Source organism: Streptomyces chengmaiensis, assembly GCF_029846775.1.
In the GTDB taxonomy this organism is placed as follows: Bacteria; Actinomycetota; Actinomycetes; order Streptomycetales; family Streptomycetaceae; genus Streptomyces; species Streptomyces chengmaiensis.
Genome location: NZ_JARWBG010000032.1, coordinates 21,853 through 44,961 on the forward strand (window position 1 = coordinate 21,853; position 23,109 = coordinate 44,961).

A 23,109-nucleotide genomic window follows, 5' to 3' on the forward strand; every position below is an offset into this window, starting at 1 on the left:
TTTCCGACCCGCCGGGCAGGCGGGCCAGTCGCTGGGCTTGTCCCTGCGCGGTACAAATCGGAATTGGAAGGCAAAACGCGACGTGTCAGCACAAAAGACCATCCACGTGGCCGGGGAGTGGCGCGAAGCCGCCTCCGGCGCCACGCGCGAGATCCTCGATCCCGCTGACGCGACCGTCTTCGCCGTCGTGGCGGAAGGCGGGCGAGAGGATGCCGACGCCGCCGTGGCCGCCGCACGGGCCGCGTTCGACGCGGGCGAGTGGCCGCGGACACCCGTCGCCGAGCGGGCGGCGCTGCTGCGCCGGGTCGCCGAGCTGCTGCAGCGCGACCGCGAGAAGATCGGGCTGCTGGAGAGCCGTGACGCGGGCAAGACCCTCGAAGAGGGCCGTGTCGACGTCGACTGCGTGACCGACGCCTTCCGCTACTTCGCCGACCTCGTGATGAACGAGAGCGGCGGCCGCGTGGTCGACGCCGGGTCCGACGACATCCACAGCGTCGTCGTGCACGAGCCCGTCGGCGTCTGCGGCATGATCACCCCCTGGAACTACCCGCTGCTCCAGGCGAGCTGGAAGATCGCCCCGGCGCTGGCCGCGGGCAACACCTTCGTGATCAAGCCCAGCGAGATCACCCCGCTGAGCACCGTCGCGCTCATCGAGCTGCTCGCCGAGGCCGGACTGCCCGCGGGCGTCGCCAACATCGTCACCGGCGCAGGCGACCCCGTCGGCGCGCGCCTCGCCGACCACCCCGACGTCGACCTGATCTCCTTCACCGGCGGTCTGGCCAGCGGCCAGAAGGTGATGCACGCCGCCGTCGACGGCGTCAAGAAGGTCGCCCTCGAACTCGGCGGCAAGAACCCCAACGTGGTCTTCGCCGACGCCTGCGAGACCGACGAGGGCTTCGACACCGCCGTCGACCAGGCGCTGAACGCCGCCTTCATCCACAGCGGCCAGGTCTGCTCCGCCGGCTCCCGCCTCATCGTCGAGGAGTCGCTGCGGGAGCGCTTCGTCGCCGAGGTCGCCCGCCGCGCCGAGAAGATCCGCCTCGGCCGCGGCACGGACGAGGGCGTGGAGTGCGGCCCGCTGGTCTCCGCCCAGCAGCTCGCCAAGACCGAGGACCACGTGGCCTCCGCGCTCGCCGAGGGCGCGGTCCTGCGGGCCGGCGGCGAGCGCCCCAAGGGCGAGGAGTACGCGGACGGCTACTTCTACCGGCCCACCGTCCTCGACCAGTGCCACCGCACCATGCGCGTCATCCGCGAGGAGATCTTCGGTCCGGTGCTGACCGTCGAGACCTTCCGCACGGAGGACGAGGCCGTCGCCCTCGCCAACGACACCGAGTACGGCCTGGCCGGCGCGGTGTGGACCGCCGACGCCGGACGCGCCCGGCGCGTCGCCGGCCGGCTGCGCCACGGCACCGTGTGGATCAACGACTTCCACCCCTACCTCCCGCAGGCGGAGTGGGGCGGCTTCGGCAAGTCGGGCATCGGACGCGAGCTCGGGCCCTCCGGACTCGACGAGTACCGCGAGACGAAGCACGTCTACCAGAACCTCGCGCCGCGCCCCGTGCGCTGGTTCGCCGGCTGACCCCGTCAGCCGGCCGGGCCCGCACCGCGCAAGCGACCCCTCAGACTTCGAGCACCACCAGGAGCACCACATGCCCATGTACGACTACGTCATCGTCGGCGGCGGCACCGCCGGCTCGGTGATCGCCTCCCGACTCACCGAGGACCCCGACGTCACCGTCGCCGTCATCGAGGGCGGCCCGAGCGACGTCGACCGTGACGACGTGCTGACCCTGCGCCGCTGGATGGGGCTGCTCGGCGGCGAACTCGACTACGACTACCCGACCACCGAGCAGCCGCGCGGCAACTCCCACATCCGGCACAGCCGCGCCCGCGTCCTGGGCGGGTGCTCCTCGCACAACACGCTCATCGCCTTCCAGCCGCTGCCGTCCGACTGGGACGAGTGGGCCGAGGCCGGGGCGGACGGCTGGGACGCCGCGTCGATGGCCCCGTACTTCGGCAAGCTGCGCAACAACGTTGTCGCGGTCGACGAGGCCGACCGGAACGCCATCGCCCGCGACTTCGTCGACGCCGCGCAGTCCGCGCTCGACGTGCCGCGCGTAGAGGGCTTCAACAAGAAGCCGTTCCACGAGGGCGTCGGCTTCTTCGACCTCGCCTACCACCCGGAGAACAACAAGCGCTCCTCCGCCTCGGTGGCGTATCTGCACCCCTTCCTGGACCGCCCGAACCTGCACATCGCGCTGGAGACCTGGGCGTTCAAGCTGGAGCTCGACGGCACGCGCGCAAAGGGCGTGCACATCCGCACCAAGGACGGCGAGGAGCAGCTCGTCGAGGCCCGCCGCGAGGTCCTCGTCTGCGCCGGCGCGGTGGACACCCCGCGGCTGCTGATGCACTCCGGCATCGGCCCGCGCGAGGACCTTCAGAAGCTCGGCATCCCCGTGCTGCACGACCTGAAGGGCGTCGGCGAGAACCTGCTCGACCACCCCGAATCGGTGATCGTGTGGGAGACGAACGGCCCGATCCCCGAGAACTCGGCGATGGACAGCGACGCCGGTCTGTTCGTGCGCCGCGACCCCGAATCCCGTGGCCCGGACCTGATGTTCCACTTCTACCAGATCCCGTTCACCGACAACCCCGAGCGCCTGGGCTACGAGCGGCCCGAGCACGGGGTGTCGATGACGCCGAACATCCCCAAGCCGCGCAGCCGCGGCCGCCTCTACCTGACCAGCGCCGACCCCGAGGTCAAGCCGGCACTGGACTTCCGCTACTTCACGGACGAGGAGGACTACGACGGCCGCACCCTGGTCGACGGCATCCGCATCGCCCGTGAGATCGCCAAGACCGAGCCGCTGGCCGGCTGGCTCAAGCGCGAGGTCTGCCCCGGCCCGGACGTCGTCGGCGACGAGGAGCTGAGCGAGTACGCGCGCAAGGTGGCGCACACCGTGTACCACCCGGCGGGCACCTGCAAGATGGGCGCTTCGGACGACGAACTCGCCGTCGTCGACCCGGAGCTGAAGATCCGGGGCCTGGACGGCATCCGCATCGCCGACGCGTCCGTGTTCCCGACCATGACCGCCGTCAACCCGATGATCGGCGTGCTGATGGTCGGCGAGAAGTGCGCGGAGCTGCTCACAGAAGCCCATGCCGCCGACACGAGGGGCGAGACCCGATGACCCAGAACTCCCAGACCACCGCCGACGCCGTCAGTACCCTCGCCAAGGGGGAGGCCGCCAAGGGCGAGGCGGAGAGCGCGCCCGCCGTGTTCTCCGTGCGCAACCTGTGGAAGGTCTTCGGACCCAAGGCCGACCGGGTGCCCGGCGACACCTCCCTGGGCGCGCTGAGCCCGGCCGAGCTGCGCGAGCGCACCGGCTGCACCGCCGCCGTGCGGGACGTCTCCTTCGACGTCCGCAAGGGCGAGGTCTTCGTCGTCATGGGCCTGTCCGGCTCCGGCAAGTCCACGCTTGTGCGCTGTCTGACCCGGCTGATCGAGCCGACATCCGGCGAGCTGTCCATCGACGGCGAGGACGTGCTGTCCATGGACGCCGGCCGGCTGCGCGAACTGCGCCGCCACCGCGCCTCCATGGTCTTCCAGCACTTCGGCCTGCTGCCGCACCGCACGGTGATCGACAACGTCGCCTACGGCCTGGAGATCCAGGGCATGGGCAAGGCCGAGCGCCGCGCCCGTGCCGCCGAGGTCATCGCCAAGGTCGGCCTGGAGGGGCTGGAGCAGCGCCGCCCCGGCCAGCTCTCCGGCGGTCAGCAGCAGCGCGTCGGCCTGGCCCGCGCGCTCGCCGTCGACCCCGAGGTGCTCCTCTTCGACGAGCCGTTCAGCGCCCTCGACCCGCTGATCCGCCGCGACATGCAGGAGGAGGTCGTACGGCTGCACCGCGAGGAGGGCCGCACGATGGTCTTCATCACCCACGACCTGAGCGAGGCGCTCAAGCTGGGCGACCGCATCGCGCTGATGCGAGACGGGCAGATCGTGCAGCTCGGCACCCCCGAGGAGATCGTGGGCTCGCCCGCCGACGACTATGTACGCGACTTCGTCCGCGATGTGCCGCGCGAGCAGGTCATGAAGGTGCGCCGGGCGGTGCGCCCCGCCCGCGGCGACGAGGCGGACAAGGGCGTCGAGGTCTCCGCCGACGCCAAGGTGTGCGAGGCCGTCGAGATCGTCGCCCGCACCGGCGCGCCCGCGCGGGTCGTGGACAACGGGCGGCTGCTCGGCGTCGTCGACCAGACCGCGCTGCTCGCCGTGGTCGCCGGAGTCGACCTGCCGGAGTTCCCCGACCAGCCCACCCCCCGGGAAGACGTGGTACCGGCATGACGGACACGGCTGTCAAGGACAAGGGGGCTGTCGACAAGGGGGCCGGCAACGTCGCGGACAAGGTCGCGGACGCGCGGTCCGGCGGGGCGGCGAGCCTGTTCGGCGCCCTGGGCGGCGGCCGGTCGTCCGTCACCTGGCTGACGCTGCTCGGCCTGGCGGTCGTGCTGCCGGTCAGCGCGCTGATCTGGGGCGGCGGCTGGCACGACGGCTGGACCGTCGACCTCGTCGCACCGCTCGACTCATTCGCGGACTGGGTGATCGCCAACCGCGACTCCCACCCGCTGTTCCTCTACTTCCTGCTGCATATCTCCAACTTCGCCACCGACTCGGTGGACGCGGTCTCCTCGCTGCTGACCTCGCTCGGCTGGGTCGGCGTGCTGGCCCTCGCCACGGTGGGCGCCTGGTACGCCGCCGGGGCCGGCCGCCGGGGTCTGCGCGTCGCCGGCGTCACCGTGGGCTCGCTCGGCGCGATCGGGCTGATGGGCCTGTGGGACCCGGCGATGGAGACGCTCGCGCTGATGATCGTGGCCGTAGCCGCGTCCGCGCTGCTCGGCGTGGTACTCGGCCTCGCGGCCGGGCTCAGCGACCGGGTGCAGTCGGCGCTGCGGCCGGTGCTGGACACCATGCAGGTGCTGCCCGCGTTCGCGTATCTGCTGCCGTTCGTGCTGATCTTCGGCACCGGCACGCCGTCAGCGCTGCTCACCACCGTGATCTACGCGGCCCCGCCGATGGTGCGGCTCACCTCCCTGGGCCTGCGCGGAGCGGACCCGACGGTCATGGAGGCCGTCACCTCGCTGGGCGCAAGCAAGTTCCAGCGGCTGCGCACCGCGCGGCTGCCGCTGGCCCGCAAGGAGATGCTGCTCGGCCTCAACCAGACGATCATGATGGCGCTGTCCATGGTGGTCATCGCCTCCGTCGTCGGCGCGGGCGGTCTGGGTGAGAACGTCTTCACGGCCCTGTCCCGGAAGAACTTCGGCATGGGCCTGGCCGCGGGCGTCGCGATCGTGCTGATCGCCGTGTGGCTCGACCGGGTGACGGCGGCCGCCGGCGTCAGGTCCGAGGCGCAGCCCGGCCGGAAGGCGCCGGCTCCCGGAGACGGGCGGAAGACCGCACTCGTCGCGGGCGGCGGCGCCGTCGCCGCGATCGTCGCCGGGCAGCTCGTCCAGCGCGAGTGGCCCGAGGCGTGGACGTTTGACTTCGCCGAGCCGCTGAACCGCTTCATGGACTGGGTCGTCGGCGCGTTCTACACCGATGTGCCCGTCCTCGGCGGCACCAGCGAATGGGCCGGCAACTTCACCACCTGGGTGCTCAACCCGGTGCGCGAGGGCATGCTCGCCGTGCCGTGGTGGGCCATGGTGCTGCTGGCCGCGGCCGTCGCGCTGCTGGTCGGCACCTGGCGCGGAGCGGTCACCGCCGCTGTGTCGCTGGGCGCCGTCGGCGTGCTCGGCGTCTGGGACAAGTCGATGCACACCCTGTCGCAGGTCGTGGTGGCGCTGGCGATCACCCTGCTGCTGGGCTTCGCGATCGGCATCCTGGCCGCGCGCGTCGCGGTCGTGGAGCGGCTGCTGCGGCCGGTGCTGGACACCATGCAGACGATGCCGCAGTTCATCTATCTGATCCCGGTGGTCCAGCTGTTCAACGCCGGCCGGGCCGCGGCCATCGCGGCGGCGGCGATCTACGCGCTGCCCGCGGTCGTCCGCATCACCGCGCAGGGGCTGAAGACCGCCTCCCCGGCGACGCTGGAGGCCTCCCGCTCGCTCGGCGCCCGCACCTGGCAGCAGATCGTCCAGGTCCAGTGGCCGCTGGCGCGCCCCGCGCTGCTGGTCGCGGTCAACCAGGGCGTGGTGCTGGTGCTCGCGGTGGTCGTCATCGGCGGCCTCGTGGGCGGCGGCGGCCTCGGTTTCGACGTCGTCGAAGGACTGAAGGGCAGCGAACTGGGCAGCGGCCTGATCGCGGGTGTCGCGATCGTCTGCCTCGGACTGATGCTCGACAAGCTGACCCAGCCGACGTCCCGCGCCGCGGCATCCCCCGCGTCCGGAGCGTCCGGCAAGTAGCCCCAACCCCTAGCCCCATCCCTCTAGCCCCCCGTAACGCCACCCCCGTTACACCCCGTAAGAAAAAGGATCCCCCTCATGAACAAGCGCATCATCCGCCGTTCCGCGATCGCCGCCACAGGCGTGCTCTCCCTCGTCGCCCTGAGCGCGTGCAGCGCCGCCGAGACCGGCGGCAGCAAGGGCGGGGACAAGACCGTCAGACTCCATACGCCGTCCTGGGTCGGCGCGGAGGTCAACACGGCCGTGGCCAAGGAGCTGCTGGAGAGCGAGCTCGGCTACAAGGTCGAGACCAAGCAGATGGACGAGACCCCGGCCTGGGACGCGATGAGCCAGGGCAAGATCGACGCCATCCTGGAGGACTGGGGCCACCCGGAGGAGGTCAAGCGGTACGTCGACGGCAACAAGACCGTCGTCGCCGCGGGCGACCTCGGCGTGGTCGGCCACATCGGCTGGTTCGTGCCCAAGTACGTGGTCGACGAGAACCCGGACATCACCGACTACAAGAACCTGAACAAGTACGCCGACCTGTTCAAGACCCCGGAGAGCGGCGACAAGGGCCAGTTCATCAAGGGTGACCCGTCGTATGTCTCCAACGACAACGCCCTGATCAAGAACCTGAAGCTGAACTACCAGCCGATCGAGGCGGGCGCGGAGGCCACGCACCTGGCGCAGCTGGAGCAGCTGTACAAGGCGAAGAAGCCGTTCCTGACCTACTGGTGGACCCCGCAGTGGATGAACGCCACCATCGACCTCGTCGAGGTCAAGCTGCCCGAGTACAAGGAGGGCTGCGACGCCGACGAGAACAAGGTCGCGTGCGCCTACCCCGAGGTGCCGCTGAAGAAGTGGATGAACGCGGACTTCGCCAAGGAGGACAGCGACGCCGCCAAGTTCCTGAAGAACTTCAACTGGTCCACCGAGGACCAGAACCTGGTCGCCAAGTACGTCGCCCAGGACAAGATGTCCAGCCAGGACGCCGCGAAGAAGTGGATCGCGGACAACGAGGACAAGTGGAAGGCCTGGCTGCCGAAGTAAGGCGCGGCGGACGACGCCAGGTGTGACACCTGGTGTGACCTCCCGGGGCGGGCCGGGGCTCATCGCGAGCCCCGGCCCGCCCCGCCGCGTCGGCGGCGCCGAGTCACGCCGGACCAGTTGACGCTCGCCGAGTTCATCGCCTCGGGCGCGTACGACCGCCGTGTACGGGGGATGGGGCTGCGCTGCGCCACCCCCTCGGACAGCGCCCGGCCCGGTGCGCTGGAGGCGCTGTGCAGAGCTCTGGCGCCTGGCCCTAGTCTGTGCGGCGTTCCGAAAACTTGAACGTGCGCAGTGGACAAGCGTGTGCACAGAAGAACGGGGGCGGACGCGGATGGGTGCACGACGGCGGTTGAGGTCGAGCACGGTGGTGCTCGGCGGGATGGGGGTGCTCGCGGCGACGATCACCTCCTGCGGCTCCGAGCCGGACAAACGGTGTGTCGACCCGCTGACGCGGGAGAAGCTGCCCGACTACCGGTGCGAGAGCAGCGGCAGCAGTGGCAGCAGCAGCGGATCGAGCGGTTCCGGAGGCGGCTCGTACTACTACGGCGGATCGGTCCGGGACGGCAAGGTCGAGGGCGGCAGCTTCAGCAAGTCCGCCGTCGACCGCGGCGGCTTCGGCTGCTCCCGCACCGGCGGCGGCTGAGGGGCCGGCGATGCGACGCCATACGATCACCCCGCGCCCCGGCTGGCAGGAGACCGTCGAGGAACAGGGGTGCGTCTACCCCCTGACCCGCCACCCGGACGGTTCGCTCCGCCCGTACTGGGACGAGAGCGCCTACTACTCCTTCACCCTGCCCGAGGTCGAGGCGCTGGAGGAGGTCGTCGAGGAACTCCACGCCATGTGCCTTGCCGCGGCAGCGCACATCGTGGAGCGCGAGCGCTTCGCCGAGCTGGGCGTCACCGATCCCCGGCTCGCCGCGCTGATCGCCGAGTCCTGGCGGCGGCGCGCCGAACTTCCCTCGGTGTACGGGCGGTTCGACCTGCGGTACGACGGCGCCGGGCCCGCCAAGATGCTGGAGTACAACGCCGACACCCCGACCTCCCTGGTGGAGGCGGCCAGCCCGCAGTGGTTCTGGATGGAGGAACGCTTCCCCGGCGCCGACCAGTGGAACTCCCTCCACGAACGGCTCGTCGACGCCTGGAAGCGCCAGTCGGCGCTGCTGCCGCCCGGCCCCGTCCACTTCGTCCACACCGAGGGGGACGAGACCGGCGAGGACCTGATGACCGTCGCCTATCTGCGGGAGACGGCCCAGCAGGCGGGCCTGGAGACGGAGGCCCTGTCCGTCGAGCAGATCGGCTGGGACCGGCTGTCGGGCCGCTTCGTCGACGACCGGCTCCGCTTCATCCGCAGCTGCTTCAAGCTGTACCCCTGGGAGTGGCTGGTCGCCGACGACTTCGGCCCGCACGTCCTCGACACCCTCGACAACGGCGGCGGCACGGGCTCCACCTGCTGGATCGAACCCGCCTGGAAGATGCTGCTGTCCAACAAGGCGCTGCTGGCGATCCTCTGGGAGCTGTACCCGGGCCACCCCAACCTGCTGCCCGCCTACCTCGACGGCCCCCGCGAACTGGCCTCGGGCCCCGGCTATGTGGCCAAGCCGCTCCTGGGCCGCGAGGGCGAGGGCGTCACCGTCCATGAACCGGGCGCTCCGCCGGGTGTAGCACCCGACTCGGCCCGCTGCTACCAGGAACTGGCCCCGCTGCCCGACTTCGACGGGAACCGGGTGGTGCTCGGCGCGTGGGTGGTGGAGGACGAGGCGGCGGGGCTGGGCATCCGGGAGTCGGCGGGGCTGGTGACGGACGGGTACGCGCGGTTCCTGCCGCATGTGATCCTCCCGGGGGAGGGCGGGTAGCGCCCGCGGCGGGCGTTGTCCCCCACCACACCACCCCGCCCCTTCCCGGAGCCGGGGGCAAGCCCCCGGACGCCCGTACGGGTCTGGAGGCCGTGTCCGCAAACTCCCCCGGCTACCTCCGCCGGACTCCTCCCCCAGCTACCTCCCCCAGACTTTGTCCGGGGGCGCCCCCACGGAGGCTCCCCCAACGGGCTGGAGACTCCAGCCCCGGCTGGGGGCGCCCGCCGGACGGAGTCCGGGGGAGACTGAGGCGCGGGGTCCGGGGGCAGAGCCCCCGGAAACAAGCCCCGGCCCCGTCAGCCCCCCGCCAGCACCGCCCGCAGCTGGTCCAGCCCCCAGTCCAGGTCCTCCTTGCTGATCACCAGCGGCGGGGCGATGCGGATCGTCGAGCCGTGGGTGTCCTTCACCAGGACGCCGCGGTCCAGCAGCTTCTCGGAGATCTCGCGGCCCGTGCCGTGCGAGGGCGAGATGTCGACGCCCGCCCACAGCCCGCGCCCGCGGACCGCCTCCACCGCGCCGCCGCCCGTCAGCAGGCCCAGCTCGTGGTGGAGGTGCTCGCCCAGTTCGGCGGCGCGCTGCTGGTACTCGCCGGTGCGCAGCATGGCGATCACCTCCAGCGCGACCGCGCACGCCAGCGGATTGCCTCCGAAGGTCGAGCCGTGCTCGCCCGGGCGGTGCACACCGAGCAACGCCGCGGAGGAGACCACCGCCGACACCGGCACCACACCGCCGCCCAGCGCCTTGCCCAGCAGATACACATCCGGCACGACGCCCTCGTGCTCACAGGCGAAGGTCCGTCCCGTGCGCCCGAGGCCGGACTGGATCTCGTCGGCGATGAACAGCACATCGCGCTCACGCGTCAGCTCCCGCACCCGCTGCAGATAGCCGGGCGGCGGCACCAGCACCCCCGCCTCGCCCTGGATGGGCTCCAGCAGCACCGCCACCGTGTTGTCGGTCAGCGCCGCCTCCATCGCCGCCGCGTCACCGTACGGGACGATCTCGAAGCCCGGCGTGTACGGACCGTAGTCGGCACGGGCCTCGGGGTCCGTGGAGAAGCTGATGATCGTGGTCGTGCGGCCGTGGAAGTTGTCCGCGGCGACCACGATCTTCGCCATGTTGTCCGGGACGCCCTTGACCCGGTACCCCCACTTCCGCGCGGTCTTCACCGCGGTCTCCACCGCCTCCGCGCCCGTGTTCATCGGCAGCACCATCTCCATGCCGCACAGCTCGGCCAGCCGCGCGCAGAACTCGCCGAACCGGTCGTGGTGGAAAGCACGCGAGGTGAGGGTGACTCTCTCCAGCTGCGCCTTGGCCGCGTCGATCAGCCGGCGGTTCCCATGGCCGAAGTTGAGCGCCGAGTACCCGGCGAGCATGTCGAGATAGCGGCGTCCCTCGACATCGGTCATCCATGCGCCGTCCGCGGTGGCGACGACGACGGGCAGCGGATGGTAGTTGTGCGCGCTGTGCGCCTCGGCGGCAGCGATGGCACTCTGCGTTGTCTGCGTGGTCGACACACGGGCTCCGTTCGGTAGTGCAGCTGAGACAAGCCGTACGGCGAGAGGCGGAATCCGCCTCTGCTTCTATCGTCGCTCGCAGTGTGGACGAAGAAACCTTGCCTGCGGGGCGCCCGATAGGCTGTGGGGCGCGCGCGGCGACTGGCGTACGGGGAAACGACCCCGAGGAAACCGTGCGCGGAAGAACGAACGAGGTGCCGCCCCGCCTGGGCACCCCGGGACCGCGACCGAGCTTGTTCGAGCCCACGGACCGACCCGGAGGACACCGACGCCATGACCCTTCCCCTCGCGCACCCCGCCCTCGCCGCCGCGGACCCGGAGCTCGCGCGGCTCGTCGCCGCCGAGGAGCGGCTCCAGGCCGACACCCTCCGTCTGATCCCCAGCGAGAACTACGTCTCCCGGGCCGTGCTCGAAGCATCCGGCACGGTGCTGCAGAACAAGTACAGCGAGGGCTACCCGGGCCGCCGCTACTACGAGGGCCAGCAGAACATCGACCAGGTCGAGCGGCTCGCCGTCGCCCGCGCCACGGCGCTCTTCGGCGTCGACCACGCCAACGTCCAGCCGTACTCCGGCTCCCCGGCCAACCTCGCCGTCTATCTCGCCTTCGCCGAGCCCGGCGACACCGTGATGGGCATGGCACTGCCGATGGGCGGCCACCTCACCCACGGATGGGGCGTCTCCGCCACCGGAACGTGGTTCCGCGGCGTGCAGTACGGCGTACGTCAGGACACCGGGCTCATCGACCTCGACCAGGTGCGCGACCTCGCCCTCAAGGAACGCCCCAAGCTGATCTTCTGCGGCGGCACGGCGCTGCCCCGCACGATCGACTTCGCCGCCTTCGCCGAGATCGCCCGCGAGGCGGGCGCGGTGCTCGTCGCCGACATCGCCCATATCGCGGGCCTGGTCGCGGGCGGTGCGCACCCCTCGCCCGCACCGCACGCCGACGTCGTCTCCACGACCACCCACAAGACCCTGCGCGGGCCGCGCGGCGCGATGCTGATGTGCCGCGAGGAGCACGCCAAAGCCGTGGACAAGGCCGTCTTCCCCGGCCTCCAGGGCGGCCCGCACAACCAGACCACCGCCGCCATCGCCGTCGCCCTCCACGAGGCGGCCCAGCCGTCCTTCCGCGACTACGCCCACGCCGTCGTCGCCAACGCCCGCGCGCTGGCCGAGCAACTCGCCGCCCGCGGCTTCGACCTGGTCTCCGGCGGCACCGACAACCATCTGATCCTGATCGACCTGAGCGGGAAGGACGTCCCCGGCAAGACGGCGGCCAAGGCGCTCGACCGCGCCGGGATCGTCGTCAACTACAACACCGTCCCGTACGACCCCCGCAAGCCCTTCGACCCCTCCGGCATCCGCATCGGCACGCCCTCGCTGACCTCCCGCGGCCTGGGCGTCTCGCACATGCCGGCGGTCGCCGACTGGATCGACCGCGGTGTGACGGCGGCGCGGGCGGGCGACGAGGCGGCGCTGACGGCGGTCCGGGCGGAGGTCGCGGAGCTGATGGCGGCGTTCCCCGCGCCGGGGCTGTAACCGGGGCTCCGCCCCGGACCCCGCGCCGGGGTTTCGTCCCGGAACCGGTGCCGGGGCTGTGACCGGGGTTTCGTCCCGGAACCGGTGCCGGGGCTGTGACCGGGGTTTCGTCCCGGAACCGGTGCCGCAACCGCCCCCGGACTCCCCCGGGGGAGGCCCCAGGCGGGGCTGGGTTTTCGGTCCGTCCGGGACAGGGAGTTTCAGCCCGGTCCGGGGGCTGCGTCTCCGGTCCGTCCGGGGCAGGGAGTTCCAGCCCGTCCGGCGATTGAGGACAAGAAACGAGCCGCGCCGGCGTTCGAGCCCCGGAGGGCCGCGGCGGTGCCCCGGGGGGTTGTCCACCGGCGTCCCGAGGCGCCCCCCGCACCTGAGAGAATGTGCGCATGGCCTCACCCCGACCCCGCGCGCTCTCCGGTATCCAGCCCACCGCAGGCTCGTTCCACCTCGGGAACTACCTCGGAGCGATCCGCCAGTACGTGGCGCTGCAAGAGACGCATGACGCCTTCTACATGGTTGTCGACCTGCATGCGATCACGGTGCCGCAGGACCCCGCCGAGCTGCGGGCGAACACCCGGCTGGCCGCAGCCCAGCTGCTGGCCGCCGGGCTCGACCCCGAGCGCTGCACCCTGTTCATCCAGAGCCATGTCCCCGAGCACGCCCAGCTCGGCTGGATCATGAACTGCCTCACCGGCTTCGGCGAGGCGTCCCGGATGACGCAGTTCAAGGACAAGTCCGCCAAGCAGGGCGCCGACCGTGCCACCGTCGGGCTGTTCACCTACCCGATCCTGCAGGTCGCGGACATCCTGCTGTACCAGGCCAACGCCGTCCCGGTCGGCGAGGACCAGCGCCAGCACATCGAGCTCACCCGTGATCTCGCCGAGCGCTTCAACACCCGCTTCGGCGAGACGTTCACCGTGCCCGAGCCGCATATCGTCCGCGAGGTCGCCAAGATCTACGACCTCCAGGACCCGACGATCAAGATGAGCAAGTCGGCCTCCACGCCCAAGGGCCTGATCAATCTGCTCGACGAGCCGAAGGCCACGGCCAAGAAGGTCAAGAGCGCGGTCACCGACACCGACACCGTGATCCGCTTCGACGCCGAGGAGAAGCCGGGCGTCAGCAACCTCCTCACGATCTACTCCACGCTCACCGGCACGGCCGTCGCCGATCTGGAGAAGAAGTACGAGGGCAAGGGCTACGGCGCGCTGAAGACCGACCTCGCGGAGGTCATGGTGGAGTTCGTCACGCCGTTCCGGGCCCGTACGCAGGAGTATCTGGACGACCCGGAGACCCTGGACTCCGTCCTGGCCAAGGGCGCGGAGAAGGCCAGGGCCGTCGCCGCGGAGACGCTGGCCGCCGCCTACGACAAGGTGGGTTTCCTGCCGGCGAAGCACTGACGGGGGGCTGCCGGGGGCCCTGACGAACCACTGCCCAAGGGCTGCACTGGCCACATCGGGCGTGCAGCAGCCACACTGGCGGCTGCACGCCAATCACGAGTGATGAGGAGATGGACGTGGGGACCGTAACGCTCGGCGTTTCGATCGCGGTCCCGGAGCCGTACGGCAGCCTGCTCCAGGAGCGGCGCGCGGCCTTCGGGGACCCCGCCGCGCACGGCATCCCCACGCATGTCACCCTCCTGCCGCCCACCGAGGTCGACTCCGCCGCACTGCCCGCGGTCGAGACGCATCTGGCGGCGGTCGCCGCGGCCGTCCGGCCCTTTCCCATGCGGCTGTCCGGCACGGGCACCTTCCGCCCCGTCTCTCCCGTGGTCTTCGTCCAGGTCGTCGAGGGCGGGGCGGCCTGCTCCTGGCTCCAGCAGCGAGTGCGGGACCCGGAGGGGCCGCTGGTGCGCGAGCTGCACTTCCCGTACCACCCGCATGTGACCGTCGCACACGGCATCTCCGAGGAGGCGATGGACCGGGCGTACGAGGAGCTGGCCGAGTACCGGGCGTCCTGGACGTGCGCCTCCTTCGCGCTGTACGAGCAGGGCCCGGACGCCGTGTGGCGCAAGCTCAACGCCTACGCCTTCGGCGGCGGGATCGCGACGGTCCCGGCGCAGGGCTCGCCGGTGGACGAGACCGCCACCACGCTCTGACACGCGCCGCCGCAGACGTTCGACGCCGCGCCCGTCTGGTACGCGTACACCCATGGACTGGCTGACCAAGCTCCCCGTCATCGGCCCCCACGCCGCCCGGCTGATGCGCACGCACGCTTGGCGTTCGTACGAGACGCTCGACCGGGTGCACTGGACGCGCCTTGCAGGGGCGATCACCTTCCTGAGCTTTCTGGCCCTGTTCCCGCTGATCACGCTGGCCGCGGCCATCGGCGCGGGACTGCTCAGCGACGACCAGTTGACCAGGATGGAGAACGAGCTGGCCGACCAGGTGCCCGGCATCTCCGACCAGGTCGACATCGGCTCCCTCGTCGACAACGCGGCCACGGTCGGACTGGTCGCCGGCGCGCTGCTGCTGCTCACCGGCGTCAGCTGGGTCGGCGCGATGCGGGACTGCCTGCGGGCCGTGTGGGGGCGGGACGACGAGGACGAGGGCAACCTCTTCGTGCGGAAGGGGAAGGACGTCGGGGTCCTGGTGGGCCTCGGCGGTGCGGCGCTGGTCACGGTCGGCGTCTCCACGGTCGGCGTCACCGCCGTCTCCTGGACCGCGGACCGGCTCGGCATCGAACGGGCCGGAGCCGAGGGCGTGCTGCTCCAGATCGCGGCGCTCGCCGTCGCCGTGCTCGCCGACTTCCTGATGCTGCTCTATCTGCTGACGCTGCTGCCCGGGGTGCATCCGCCGCGCCGCCGTCTCCTCGTCGCCGCGCTGATCGGCGCTGTCGGCTTCGAGGCGCTCAAGCTGCTGCTCGGCGGCTATATGACGGAGGTCGCGGGCAAGAGCATGTACGGGGCTTTCGGCGTGCCGGTCGCCCTGCTGCTGTGGATCAACTTCAGCGCGAAGCTGCTGCTGTACTGCGCGGCGTGGACGGCGACGGACAGCGAGCCTCCGCAGGCGGCCATGGAGCCGGAGCCTAAGAAGCCGGAGCCGGAGCCGGAGCCGGAATCAGAACCAGAGCCGGAGGGCGGTCCGCAGCCGGAGGGCGGTCCAGAGCCGGAGGGCGGTCCGGAGTCGGAATCAGGTCCGGAGTCGGAGGGGGGTCCGGAGCCGGAGCCGCGGTCTCAGGCGGCGGCGCAACCCACCCGGCGCTGGGACCTCAGGGGCGAGGGTTCCGGCGGCGCACCAGGTCCGGCAGCGGCCAGCGGCGATTGACCAGGAAGACCCCGGCGGCCACCGTCACCAGCGCCCCGCCGGTGACAGCGAGCGCGATGCCGATGCCGCTGGACTCCCCGGCCCCCGCCGCGCCGGCCTGCGCGGGCGCGCTGGCCTGGCCGTCCCCGCCGCCGTCCCGGCCCGCGCCGACGGGCTCCGTGCTGGGGCCCGTGTCCGCGGACTTCGGCGGCACCAGTTCGCCGACCGGGGTAACCTTCCCGGCCGCGGTGAAGCCCCAGTCGAACAGCCTGGCGGCCTCCTTGTAGACCGCGGAGCCCTCCCCGGAGTCCGGGTTCATCACGGTGACCAGCAGCACCTTGCCGTTCCGCTCGGCCACCCCGGTGAAGGTCGAGCCCGCGTGCGTGGTGCTGCCGTTCTTGACGCCCGCGATGCCCTTGTAGGGCGTGACGCCGTATGCCCCCGTCATCAGCCGGTTGGTGTTCTGGATCTCGAACGTCTCCCGCTCCTTGCCCTTCTCCTGCTTGCCGGGGAACTTCGCGGTGGCGGTGGAGCAGTACTCGCGGAAGTCCTTCTTCTGCAGACCGCTGCGGGCGATGAGCGTGAGATCGTACGCGGACGAGACCTGGCCCTCGGCGTCGTATCCGTCGGGGGACACCACGCGGGTGTCCAGCGCCTGGAGCTCCTCGGCGTGCTGCTGCATGTCCTTGACGCTCTTCTCGACGCCGCCGTTCATCGCGGACAGCACATGCACCGCGTCGTTGCCGGAGCGCAGGAACACCCCCAGCCACAGGTCGTGCACGGAGTACGTGTGCTCCTCCTTGACCCCGACCAGGCTGCTGCCCTCGCCGACGCCCTTGAGGTCGTCGGGTGTGACCTTGTGCACGGTGTCCTTCGACAGCCGGGGCAGCAGTGTGTCCGCGAACAGCATCTTCAGCGTGGAAGCCGGAGGGAGCCGCCAGTGGGCGTTGTGCGAGGCGAGCACATCGCCGCTCTCCGCGTCCGCCACGATCCACGACCGCCCGCTGAGCTCCTTGGGCAGCACCGGCGCGCCGGGGCCGAGGTTCACCTGGGTGCCGGGTTTGCCGAGCAGCGCACCGCCGACGGTGGACATCGAGACGGGCGGCTTGGGCTGCTGCTTGTCGTCTGCCTTGCCGTCGTTCCCGTCCGCAGCCGCCGGGCCGGCGACCAGAAGCGGAACCAATGCGGCGGCAGTGACCGTCAAGGCGGTCTTCTTCAAAGCAGACACGGTCGAGAACGTACATGGCGGCGAAACGCGTATGGACATCGGCATGCGGGCGCGCCCTATCCGCCGCCGGGACAGACCACCCCGGAGAACCCGGTCGGAGGACGCCCGCGATACTGACCTCATGAAGCTCAGCCGTCCCGTGTCCTGGTTCCTGCTCGCGTTCGGGGTGTGGAGCTGGCTCATCTGGATCACCTTCGTCAAAAACCTGTGGCAGGACGCCAGCGGTCTGGCCTTCGATGACGCAGGCGACCCGACGGGCTACTTCTGGGTCCATCTGGCGCTCGCCGTGACGTCCTTTGCCTTGGGGACGGCGATCGGTGTGCTCGGGTTGCGCGGCATCAGGGCACTGCGGCGAACGCCGCCCAGTGAGTCAATGAGTCAGTGAGTCAATGAGTCAGTGAGTCAGCAGGGCATCGAGTCAGCAAGGGGGAACGGTTCGTGGTCGTGGTCGCCGTGCTCGTGGCAGTGACGGTCGTCGCCCTGCTGGCCGGGGTGCACTGGTACGTCTGGCGACGCCTGGTCCGCGATACGACCCGCCCCCGCGGGCTCGCCCGCCGCGCGGGCACGGTCGCGGTCTGCGTGCTCCCCCTGCTGTCGGTCGGCGCCCTGGTCTCCGGCCGCGCCGGCGCCCCCTTCTGGCTTGAACAGGTCCTCGCCTGGCCGGGCTATCTCTGGCTCGCGGTCCTCCTCTACCTGACCCTGGCCCTCCTGCTCGGCGAGGCGATACGTCCCCTCCTGCATCGCGTCCTGCGCGCCCGCGAGGCACGCGGGGCGGCCGTGTCGGGCGGTCCCGCCGGAGCGGACCGGACCGCCGCCCCAGCGGCGTCGGGTGATCTGCGGGACACTGTCCGCCAGGCCTCCTTCGCAGGAGGCGGGGCGTCCGCCGCAGACGGCCCGCCTCCGGCCGCGCCCGCGGGTTCCGCCGCCGATGAGGCGCACGGCGGCGCGCCGGACACGAGCGGGACGCCTGGCCCGGAGGCGGCCGCCGCGGCGGCGGGGAGCGGCGCGCAGCCCGTGCCGGAGAGCCGGTCCCGCGCGGGAGGCGGCGAGTCCGTGGCTGCGACCGCCGGTTCCGCCGCCGCTGTGGCGGCGGTCCCCGGCGGGGCGGGTGCAAAGGCCACGTCCTGCACGGCCGGGGACAGCGGCGAGCAGCCCGCGGCCGAGGCGTCCGCCGGAGGCGGGGTGCCCGCCGGGGACGGGGAGCCCGCTCCCAGACCTGCCGACCGCGGCGGCGGCGGGGTGTCCCGTCGAGTCTTCGTATCGCGGATCATCGGCGGCGGCGCGGTCGCCGCCTCGCTCGGAACCGTGGGGTACGGGACGTACGGCGTGCTGCGCGGCCCGCGCGTCAAGCGGGTGACCGTGCCGCTGGGCAAGCTCCCGCGCTCCGCCCAAGGATTCCGCATCGCCGTCGTCAGCGACATCCACCTGGGCCCCGTCCTCGGCCGCGCCCACACCCAGCGCATCGTCGACGCCGTCAACGCGGTCTCGCCCGATCTGATCGCGATCGTCGGCGATCTCGTCGACGGATCCGTAGCGGACCTCGGCCCCGCGGCCGAGCCGCTGGCGCGGCTCGAGTCGCGGCATGGAGCGTTCTTCGTCACCGGCAACCACGAGTACTTCTCCGGCGCCGACCAGTGGGTCGACCATGTGCGCGAACTCGGCATTCGGCCGCTGCAGAACGAGCGCGCCGAGATCGCCGGATTTGATCTCGCGGGCGTCAACGACATCGCGGGGGAGAGCGAGGGCGAGGGCCCGGACTTCGCCAAGGCGCTCGGCGACCGCGACCCCGCCCGCGCCTCCGTGCTCCTCGCCCATCAGCCCGTCGTCATCCATGACGCCGTCGAGCACGGAGTGGACCTCCAGCTCTCCGGCCACACCCACGGCGGCCAGCTGTGGCCGGGCAACTACCTCGCTGAGCTCGCCAACCCCACCCTCGCGGGGCTCGAACGCTACGGCGACACCCAGTTGTATGTGACCCGCGGCGCGGGTGCGTGGGGTCCGCCGGTGCGGGTGGGGGCGTCCTCCGACATCACCGTCGTCAGCCTCGCCGCACGGCAGGCGTGACCACACTGCAGCCTCGTCGGCGTTTGAGGCGCGGCGCCCGGGGGCGAAGCCCCCGAAAGCGGGGGGAGAAGCGCCCGGTTACGGGAAGGGGCGGGGAGGAGCGGGGAGGGGAACGCCCCGCGGCACTAGCACAACGCACCACCCCCACACCCCGGTTTCCCCACCCGTCCCCCACACGTCACCCGACTCTGCTTCGCTGAGAGCCATGGCCTTGTCGCACAGGGTGCGTGAGCGCATCCTCGTTCTCTGCGCCGTACTGCTGGCCGCGGCCGCCGCCGCGTGGCAGTTACTTCCCACCTCCGACCCAGGGGGCCGGCCGCTCACCGTGGGCACTGCCGATCCGGTCTCCTCGCTCGACCCGGCGGGCGGGCACGACGCCGGCTCCCGGGCCCTGCACGGCAATCTCTACCAGTCGCTGCTCACCCTTTCGCCCGGAGGCGTCGCCCCGGTTCCGGACGCCGCCGAGAGCTGCGCGTTCAACGGGCTCAACCTCCGGACGTACGTCTGCGAACTGCGCGACGACCTCACGTTCGCGGGCGGACGCAAGGTCTCCGCCGAGGACGTCGTCCACTCCTTCCGGCGGCAGCTCCGCATCGCAGCGAAGTCCGGGCCGCACTCCGGGCCGTACCCCGGTTCGCCGAGCTCCGTCTTCGGCACCCTGGAGTCCGTCGCCGCCCAGGGGCGGACGGTGACCTTCCGGCTGAACGCACGGGACGCGACCTTCCCGCTGCAGCTGGCCTGCGGGGCCGGGGCCATCGTCGACCGGGACCGCTACCCGGAGGACGAGCTGCGCGAGGGCGGTCGCGTCGACGGCTCGGGGCCGTACGTCCTCGCGGAGTACGAACCCGGCGTCCGCGCGGTGCTGGAACCGAACCCGTCCTACCGGGGCGCGTTCGCCACGGCCTCGCGCACCTCCGTCGAGGTCCGCTGGTTCGGTGCGCCGGAGGAGCTCGCGGACGCCTGGCGGGCGGGCCGCGTCGACGTCGCCCACCGCCGGCTGCCCGCGGAACTGCTCCTCGACCCCGACCCCGACGCCGTACACGCGGGGGCCCAGGTGCACGAGAGCCATGGCGCCGAGATCCGCACCCTGGTGTTCAATGTGCGGCCCGGCGCTCCGCTGGAGAACCGAGCGGTGCGGCAGGCCATCGCATCGGTCGTCGACCGCGCCCGGCTCACCGCCTCCGGCGCAGGACCCGGCTTCGCCGTGCGGCCGCTGTACTCGCTGATCCCGCAGGGCGTTCTCGGGCATGGCACGCCCTTCTTCGACCGCTACCCCGAACCCGACGCGACCCGCGCCGAACAGCTGCTCAACGACGCAGGAGTGGCCACGCCGGTCGACTTCACGCTGGTGCACGCGGAAGGCGGCGGCCCGGCCCGGGAGGCTGCGGAGCTGCGCAGACAGCTGGAGGCGACCGAGCTGTTCCGGGTGCGGGTGGTGGACGAGGAGCGGCAGCGGTTCCGGCGGTCGCACGCCAAGGGCGGGTATGACGCCTATGCCGTCGGCTGGTTGCCCGGTTTCCCGGACCCGGACGGCTTCAGCAGGCCGCTCGTCGGCCCCGCCCCGGCGGTCGGGAGCGGCTATGCGAGCGCCGCCGTACGGGAGGCGCTCGCCGCCACCCGGCAGCACGCCGACCGCGGCCGCGCGGTGGAGGACTTCAAGGCGTTGCAGCGCGTGGTCGCCGGGGATGTGCCGCTGCTGCCCCTGTGGCAGGCGGAGGACCATGTGCTCAGCAGCGGGGACGTCGCGGGTGCGGAGCATCTGTCGGACGGCACCGGCATATGGCGGCTCTGGTCGCTGGCCCGGCTGTAGTGCAGCGGCAGGGCAAAACGTGCCGGGAGGGGCGCCTAGGAGGCCCCGCGGGAGGCCCCGTTCGGGGAGGAGGACGACGGCGTCGACGACGGCCGCCGGGGTTTGCCCGACGCGGCCATGCCGGCCGCCGTCGGCATGAAGTCCTGGAGCAGGTCGTGCGTCTCCTTGACCAGGGGGCGCAGCACCCGGAACCGGGAGAGGGAGATGGCACGCGCGGTGACGGGGGCCAGCCGCTCGACCAGCCGGCGGCTGTTGGCGCACCCCTCGGAGCGGTCGTACACCCAGAACAGCACCAGCCCCATCTGCTGGAGCCACAGCAGCTGGGGCAGCGCCTCGGACAGTTCGGCGGCGACCTTCACTTCCGCACCGGCCAGTACCCGGCGGTGCACGTCGATCGCCGACTGCCGAGGCCCTTCCGACTCGGGGGAGAAGGGGCTCAGCGGACTGTCGGGATCGGCCGCGTTCTTGAAGAACTGGGCGGCGAACTGGTGGTAGGGCTCGGCGATGTCGAGCCAGGCGAGCAGGACCCCGCGGATCCGGGCGGTGAGGTCCTTCTCGCGGCCGTCGAGGATTCCGGCGACGGCGGCCTGGTGCTCCTGGGCGATGCGGTCGTAGAACCCCTGGACGAGGTGTTCCTTGGACGAGAAGTAGTAGTACGCGTTGCCGACGGAGACGCCCGCCTCCTGGGCGATGGCCCGCATCGTCGTCTTGTCGTAACCGCGCTCCTGGAAGAGCCGGAGCGCGGTTTCGAGGATGAGCGTGCGGGTCTGCTCGCTCTTGGGGGCCTTGGCGGGCGGCTTGTCGTGCGTCACGGCAACCGAGCCTAACCGGGCGGCGCGGCCGGCTCGCATCGCCCTTCACACGACGGAGCCGTGATCTCGCGGTACTTGGCGGCCGCGAGCACGGCGGCCCGGGCGAAGGGCGCGCCGGCCGGGGTGGCCAGCCAGTGCGCCCGGGGGCGGTGTTCCGCCAGCGCCCACAGGCAGACGACCCAGGCGGCGGCGCCCCGGTAGACCTGGCCGGCGTTCCCGACCACGGTGATCTCGTCCAGTGTGGCGCGGTGGTCGAGCCGCGGGAAGCGCCGCACGGCCTCCTGCGACGCGGCGGGCACCAGATCGAGGGGGACGAGCTGCCGCTGGCGCAGCAGCCAGTGCCGCAGATGGACGCAGAGGGGGCACTGCGCGTCGTACAGCACGGTGAGCCGGCGGACGGCGGTTGTGCCCACGGCGGTTGTGCCCACGGGGGTTGTGCCCACACCGGTAGTGCTCACGGCGTTCGTGCCCTGGCGGGTCATCCGGCTCAGGCCTTCACGGCGGGCGGGGTCCAGCCCTGCGGCGGCACCGGCGGCGTCTGCTCGCGCTCCATGACCCCGCGGCGGCGGATCCTGTTCAGCACGTACACATTGCCGAGGTGCATCACGCCGAGCACGAGCAGGACGACGCCGATCTTCACCGACAGCGCCTCGAACAGCCCCCGCGCATCGCCCACGCCGTCCGCGGACTTCAGATAGAGGGCGACGAAGCCCAGGTTCACCAGGTAGAAGCCGACCACCAGAAGGTGGTTGACGGCGTCGGCGAGCTTCTCGTTCCCGTGCAGCACATCCGACAGGAATATCTTCCCGTTCCCACTGAGCGTACGGGCCACCCAGACGGTGAGTGCCACGCTGATCAGCAGGTAGACGACGTATGCGACAACAGTGAGGTCCATTCCCCCACACTCCTTTGAACGTGTTCAAAAGCTGTTGTCATGGACTGTAGACCTCTTTTTGAACATGTTCAAGCCGGGGTTGCCGGGAAATGAAAAAGCGTCACCCGGCGGCTCGAGGCCGCCGGGTGACGCTTGAGACGCCGCCTGTCGAGGCTCACATGGCGCTGAGCGAGCGCGCGTAGTTGAGCTGGCCCATCACCCAGGGGAACGTCTGCGGGCCCTGGGCCGGGATCACCGTCGAATGGTGCCTGCCGCCGCTGGTGACCGTGACCTGGATGAAGCCGATGGTCTGCTTCTCCTTCATCAGCAGGAACAGCAGCCCCAGGAAGCAGAAGACGAAGAAGACGACGGCCAGCACGATCGCATGCGTCGGGATCTTCTCCTCCGTGCGGGACATGTCCGTGGCGTTCCACACCGCGCCCTTGAGGGGCAGCGTCCCCGCGGGGGTGACGATCGAGTCGCCCACCACCGTGATGTCCCCGAGCGCGAGGAGCGGCGCGCCCGGGCCGCCGACGGGGGCGGGATAGCCGCCCGCCTGCGGGGGATAGCCGTAGCCGGGCGTGGCGTCGGCCGGATAGCCGTAGCCGTAGGGCGTGGCGCCGGGCGGCTCGGCCGGCCCCCACTGGTAGTCGCCCTGGCCGCCGCCCGCGTACGGATTCGGCTCACTCATGCTTCCCCGTCCTTCTCACCATGGCCAAAGGCCCGCTTCCGTACGGCTGAGCGTACAGAA

At 71.5% G+C, this 23,109-nt stretch carries 20 protein-coding genes; 14 read left to right on the top strand and 6 right to left on the bottom strand.

Translation table 11 applies throughout. The annotated features are described in order from the left end of the window. Nucleotides 1–82 precede the first annotated feature (82 nt). The 7 genes from QCN29_RS24135 (at nucleotide 83) to QCN29_RS24165 (ending at nucleotide 9,281) form a co-directional block, all read left to right on the top strand. Complete coding sequence (locus tag QCN29_RS24135; RefSeq protein ID WP_279930737.1) at nucleotides 83–1,579, top strand: aldehyde dehydrogenase family protein; 1,497 nt, start codon at nucleotides 83–85, stop codon at nucleotides 1,577–1,579. A gap of 70 nt (nucleotides 1,580–1,649) precedes the next feature. Next, nucleotides 1,650–3,191: a GMC family oxidoreductase gene (locus tag QCN29_RS24140; RefSeq protein ID WP_279930739.1), complete on the top strand. Its 1,542-nt coding sequence runs from the start codon at nucleotides 1,650–1,652 to the stop codon at nucleotides 3,189–3,191. Then, nucleotides 3,188–4,342 (top strand): quaternary amine ABC transporter ATP-binding protein, encoded by a 1,155-nt coding sequence (locus QCN29_RS24145; RefSeq protein WP_279930740.1) that lies wholly within the window; start codon nucleotides 3,188–3,190, stop codon nucleotides 4,340–4,342. Before QCN29_RS24140 ends, QCN29_RS24145 begins: the two co-directional genes overlap by 4 nt. Next, entirely contained in the window at nucleotides 4,339–6,396 is a 2,058-nt protein-coding gene (locus QCN29_RS24150) for an ABC transporter permease subunit (protein ID WP_279930741.1), read from the top strand. The genes QCN29_RS24145 and QCN29_RS24150 overlap by 4 nt, the downstream gene beginning before the upstream one ends. Before the next feature lie 78 nt (nucleotides 6,397–6,474). After that, complete coding sequence (locus tag QCN29_RS24155; RefSeq protein WP_279930743.1) at nucleotides 6,475–7,428, top strand: ABC transporter substrate-binding protein; 954 nt, start codon at nucleotides 6,475–6,477, stop codon at nucleotides 7,426–7,428. A 331-nt stretch (nucleotides 7,429–7,759) separates the two neighbouring features. Then, nucleotides 7,760–8,071 (top strand): hypothetical protein, encoded by a 312-nt coding sequence (locus tag QCN29_RS24160; RefSeq protein WP_279930744.1) that lies wholly within the window; start codon nucleotides 7,760–7,762, stop codon nucleotides 8,069–8,071. A 10-nt stretch (nucleotides 8,072–8,081) separates the two neighbouring features. Further along, entirely contained in the window at nucleotides 8,082–9,281 is a 1,200-nt protein-coding gene (locus tag QCN29_RS24165; protein WP_279930745.1) for a glutathionylspermidine synthase family protein, read from the top strand. A gap of 296 nt (nucleotides 9,282–9,577) precedes the next feature. On the opposite strand, the gene rocD is transcribed toward QCN29_RS24165, so the two are convergent. Next, nucleotides 9,578–10,795 carry an ornithine--oxo-acid transaminase gene (gene rocD, locus QCN29_RS24170; RefSeq protein WP_240138735.1) on the bottom strand — a complete coding sequence of 406 codons (1,218 nt, stop codon included), beginning with the start codon at nucleotides 10,793–10,795 and terminating at the stop codon, nucleotides 9,578–9,580. Between the two features lie 273 nt (nucleotides 10,796–11,068). On the opposite strand from rocD, the gene QCN29_RS24175 reads away from it, so the two are divergent. The 4 genes from QCN29_RS24175 to QCN29_RS24190 all read left to right on the top strand — a co-directional run bounded on the left by QCN29_RS24175 (nucleotide 11,069) and on the right by QCN29_RS24190 (nucleotide 15,591). Next, nucleotides 11,069–12,331, top strand: coding sequence for a serine hydroxymethyltransferase (locus QCN29_RS24175; RefSeq protein ID WP_279930746.1), 1,263 nt, complete (start codon nucleotides 11,069–11,071; stop codon nucleotides 12,329–12,331). Nucleotides 12,332–12,711: 380 nt separating this feature from the next. Further along, nucleotides 12,712–13,725 (top strand): tryptophan--tRNA ligase, encoded by a 1,014-nt coding sequence (trpS, locus tag QCN29_RS24180; protein ID WP_279930747.1) that lies wholly within the window; start codon nucleotides 12,712–12,714, stop codon nucleotides 13,723–13,725. A gap of 116 nt (nucleotides 13,726–13,841) precedes the next feature. Then, the gene (locus tag QCN29_RS24185; RefSeq protein WP_279930748.1) at nucleotides 13,842–14,423 is read left to right on the top strand and encodes a 2'-5' RNA ligase family protein; all 582 of its coding nucleotides are present in this window, start codon (nucleotides 13,842–13,844) and stop codon (nucleotides 14,421–14,423) included. A gap of 52 nt (nucleotides 14,424–14,475) precedes the next feature. After that, on the top strand, nucleotides 14,476–15,591 hold the full coding sequence (locus tag QCN29_RS24190) for a YihY/virulence factor BrkB family protein (RefSeq protein ID WP_279930750.1): 1,116 nt from the start codon (nucleotides 14,476–14,478) through the stop codon (nucleotides 15,589–15,591). Here the strand turns inward: QCN29_RS24190 and QCN29_RS24195 are convergent. Beyond that, a complete protein-coding gene (locus QCN29_RS24195) occupies nucleotides 15,536–16,837 on the bottom strand; it encodes a D-alanyl-D-alanine carboxypeptidase family protein (protein WP_398859849.1) in 1,302 nt (433 codons plus the stop codon). The genes QCN29_RS24190 and QCN29_RS24195 overlap by 56 nt on opposite strands. Nucleotides 16,838–16,919: 82 nt before the next feature. Here QCN29_RS24195 and QCN29_RS24200 point away from each other — a divergent pair, with 82 nt between their 5' ends. The 3 genes from QCN29_RS24200 (at nucleotide 16,920) to QCN29_RS24210 (ending at nucleotide 20,672) form a co-directional block, all read left to right on the top strand. Then, entirely contained in the window at nucleotides 16,920–17,183 is a 264-nt protein-coding gene (locus QCN29_RS24200) for an SCO4848 family membrane protein (RefSeq protein ID WP_279930754.1), read from the top strand. Nucleotides 17,184–17,236: 53 nt separating this feature from the next. After that, complete coding sequence (locus QCN29_RS24205; protein WP_279930755.1) at nucleotides 17,237–18,862, top strand: metallophosphoesterase; 1,626 nt, start codon at nucleotides 17,237–17,239, stop codon at nucleotides 18,860–18,862. Between the two features lie 205 nt (nucleotides 18,863–19,067). Then, nucleotides 19,068–20,672 (top strand): ABC transporter substrate-binding protein, encoded by a 1,605-nt coding sequence (locus tag QCN29_RS24210; RefSeq protein ID WP_279930756.1) that lies wholly within the window; start codon nucleotides 19,068–19,070, stop codon nucleotides 20,670–20,672. 35 nt (nucleotides 20,673–20,707) lie between these two features. Here QCN29_RS24210 and QCN29_RS24215 read toward each other — a convergent pair whose 3' ends face one another. The 4 genes from QCN29_RS24215 to QCN29_RS24230 form a co-directional block, all read right to left on the bottom strand. Continuing rightward, the gene (locus tag QCN29_RS24215; protein ID WP_398859835.1) at nucleotides 20,708–21,484 is read right to left on the bottom strand and encodes a TetR/AcrR family transcriptional regulator; all 777 of its coding nucleotides are present in this window, start codon (nucleotides 21,482–21,484) and stop codon (nucleotides 20,708–20,710) included. An 11-nt stretch (nucleotides 21,485–21,495) separates the two neighbouring features. Further along, nucleotides 21,496–21,927: a thiol-disulfide oxidoreductase DCC family protein gene (locus tag QCN29_RS24220; protein ID WP_279930758.1), complete on the bottom strand. Its 432-nt coding sequence runs from the start codon at nucleotides 21,925–21,927 to the stop codon at nucleotides 21,496–21,498. Between the two features lie 44 nt (nucleotides 21,928–21,971). Next, nucleotides 21,972–22,379: a hypothetical protein gene (locus tag QCN29_RS24225; protein ID WP_240138725.1), complete on the bottom strand. Its 408-nt coding sequence runs from the start codon at nucleotides 22,377–22,379 to the stop codon at nucleotides 21,972–21,974. A gap of 154 nt (nucleotides 22,380–22,533) precedes the next feature. Further along, nucleotides 22,534–23,049, bottom strand: coding sequence for a hypothetical protein (locus QCN29_RS24230; protein ID WP_279930759.1), 516 nt, complete (start codon nucleotides 23,047–23,049; stop codon nucleotides 22,534–22,536). Nucleotides 23,050–23,109 lie beyond the last annotated feature (60 nt).

Coding starts and splice junctions, on each gene's coding strand:
- QCN29_RS24140 (WP_279930739.1), top strand. CDS start 1,650: ATGCCCATGTACGACTACGTCATCGTCGGCGGCGGCACCGCCGGCTCG.
- QCN29_RS24145 (WP_279930740.1), top strand. CDS start 3,188: ATGACCCAGAACTCCCAGACCACCGCCGACGCCGTCAGTACCCTCGCC.
- QCN29_RS24150 (WP_279930741.1), top strand. CDS start 4,339: ATGACGGACACGGCTGTCAAGGACAAGGGGGCTGTCGACAAGGGGGCC.
- QCN29_RS24155 (WP_279930743.1), top strand. CDS start 6,475: ATGAACAAGCGCATCATCCGCCGTTCCGCGATCGCCGCCACAGGCGTG.
- QCN29_RS24160 (WP_279930744.1), top strand. CDS start 7,760: ATGGGTGCACGACGGCGGTTGAGGTCGAGCACGGTGGTGCTCGGCGGG.
- QCN29_RS24165 (WP_279930745.1), top strand. CDS start 8,082: ATGCGACGCCATACGATCACCCCGCGCCCCGGCTGGCAGGAGACCGTC.
- QCN29_RS24175 (WP_279930746.1), top strand. CDS start 11,069: ATGACCCTTCCCCTCGCGCACCCCGCCCTCGCCGCCGCGGACCCGGAG.
- trpS (WP_279930747.1), top strand. CDS start 12,712: ATGGCCTCACCCCGACCCCGCGCGCTCTCCGGTATCCAGCCCACCGCA.
- QCN29_RS24190 (WP_279930750.1), top strand. CDS start 14,476: ATGGACTGGCTGACCAAGCTCCCCGTCATCGGCCCCCACGCCGCCCGG.
- QCN29_RS24195 (WP_398859849.1), bottom strand. CDS start 16,837: ATGTCCATACGCGTTTCGCCGCCATGTACGTTCTCGACCGTGTCTGCT.
- QCN29_RS24200 (WP_279930754.1), top strand. CDS start 16,920: ATGAAGCTCAGCCGTCCCGTGTCCTGGTTCCTGCTCGCGTTCGGGGTG.
- QCN29_RS24210 (WP_279930756.1), top strand. CDS start 19,068: ATGGCCTTGTCGCACAGGGTGCGTGAGCGCATCCTCGTTCTCTGCGCC.
- QCN29_RS24225 (WP_240138725.1), bottom strand. CDS start 22,379: ATGGACCTCACTGTTGTCGCATACGTCGTCTACCTGCTGATCAGCGTG.
- QCN29_RS24230 (WP_279930759.1), bottom strand. CDS start 23,049: ATGAGTGAGCCGAATCCGTACGCGGGCGGCGGCCAGGGCGACTACCAG.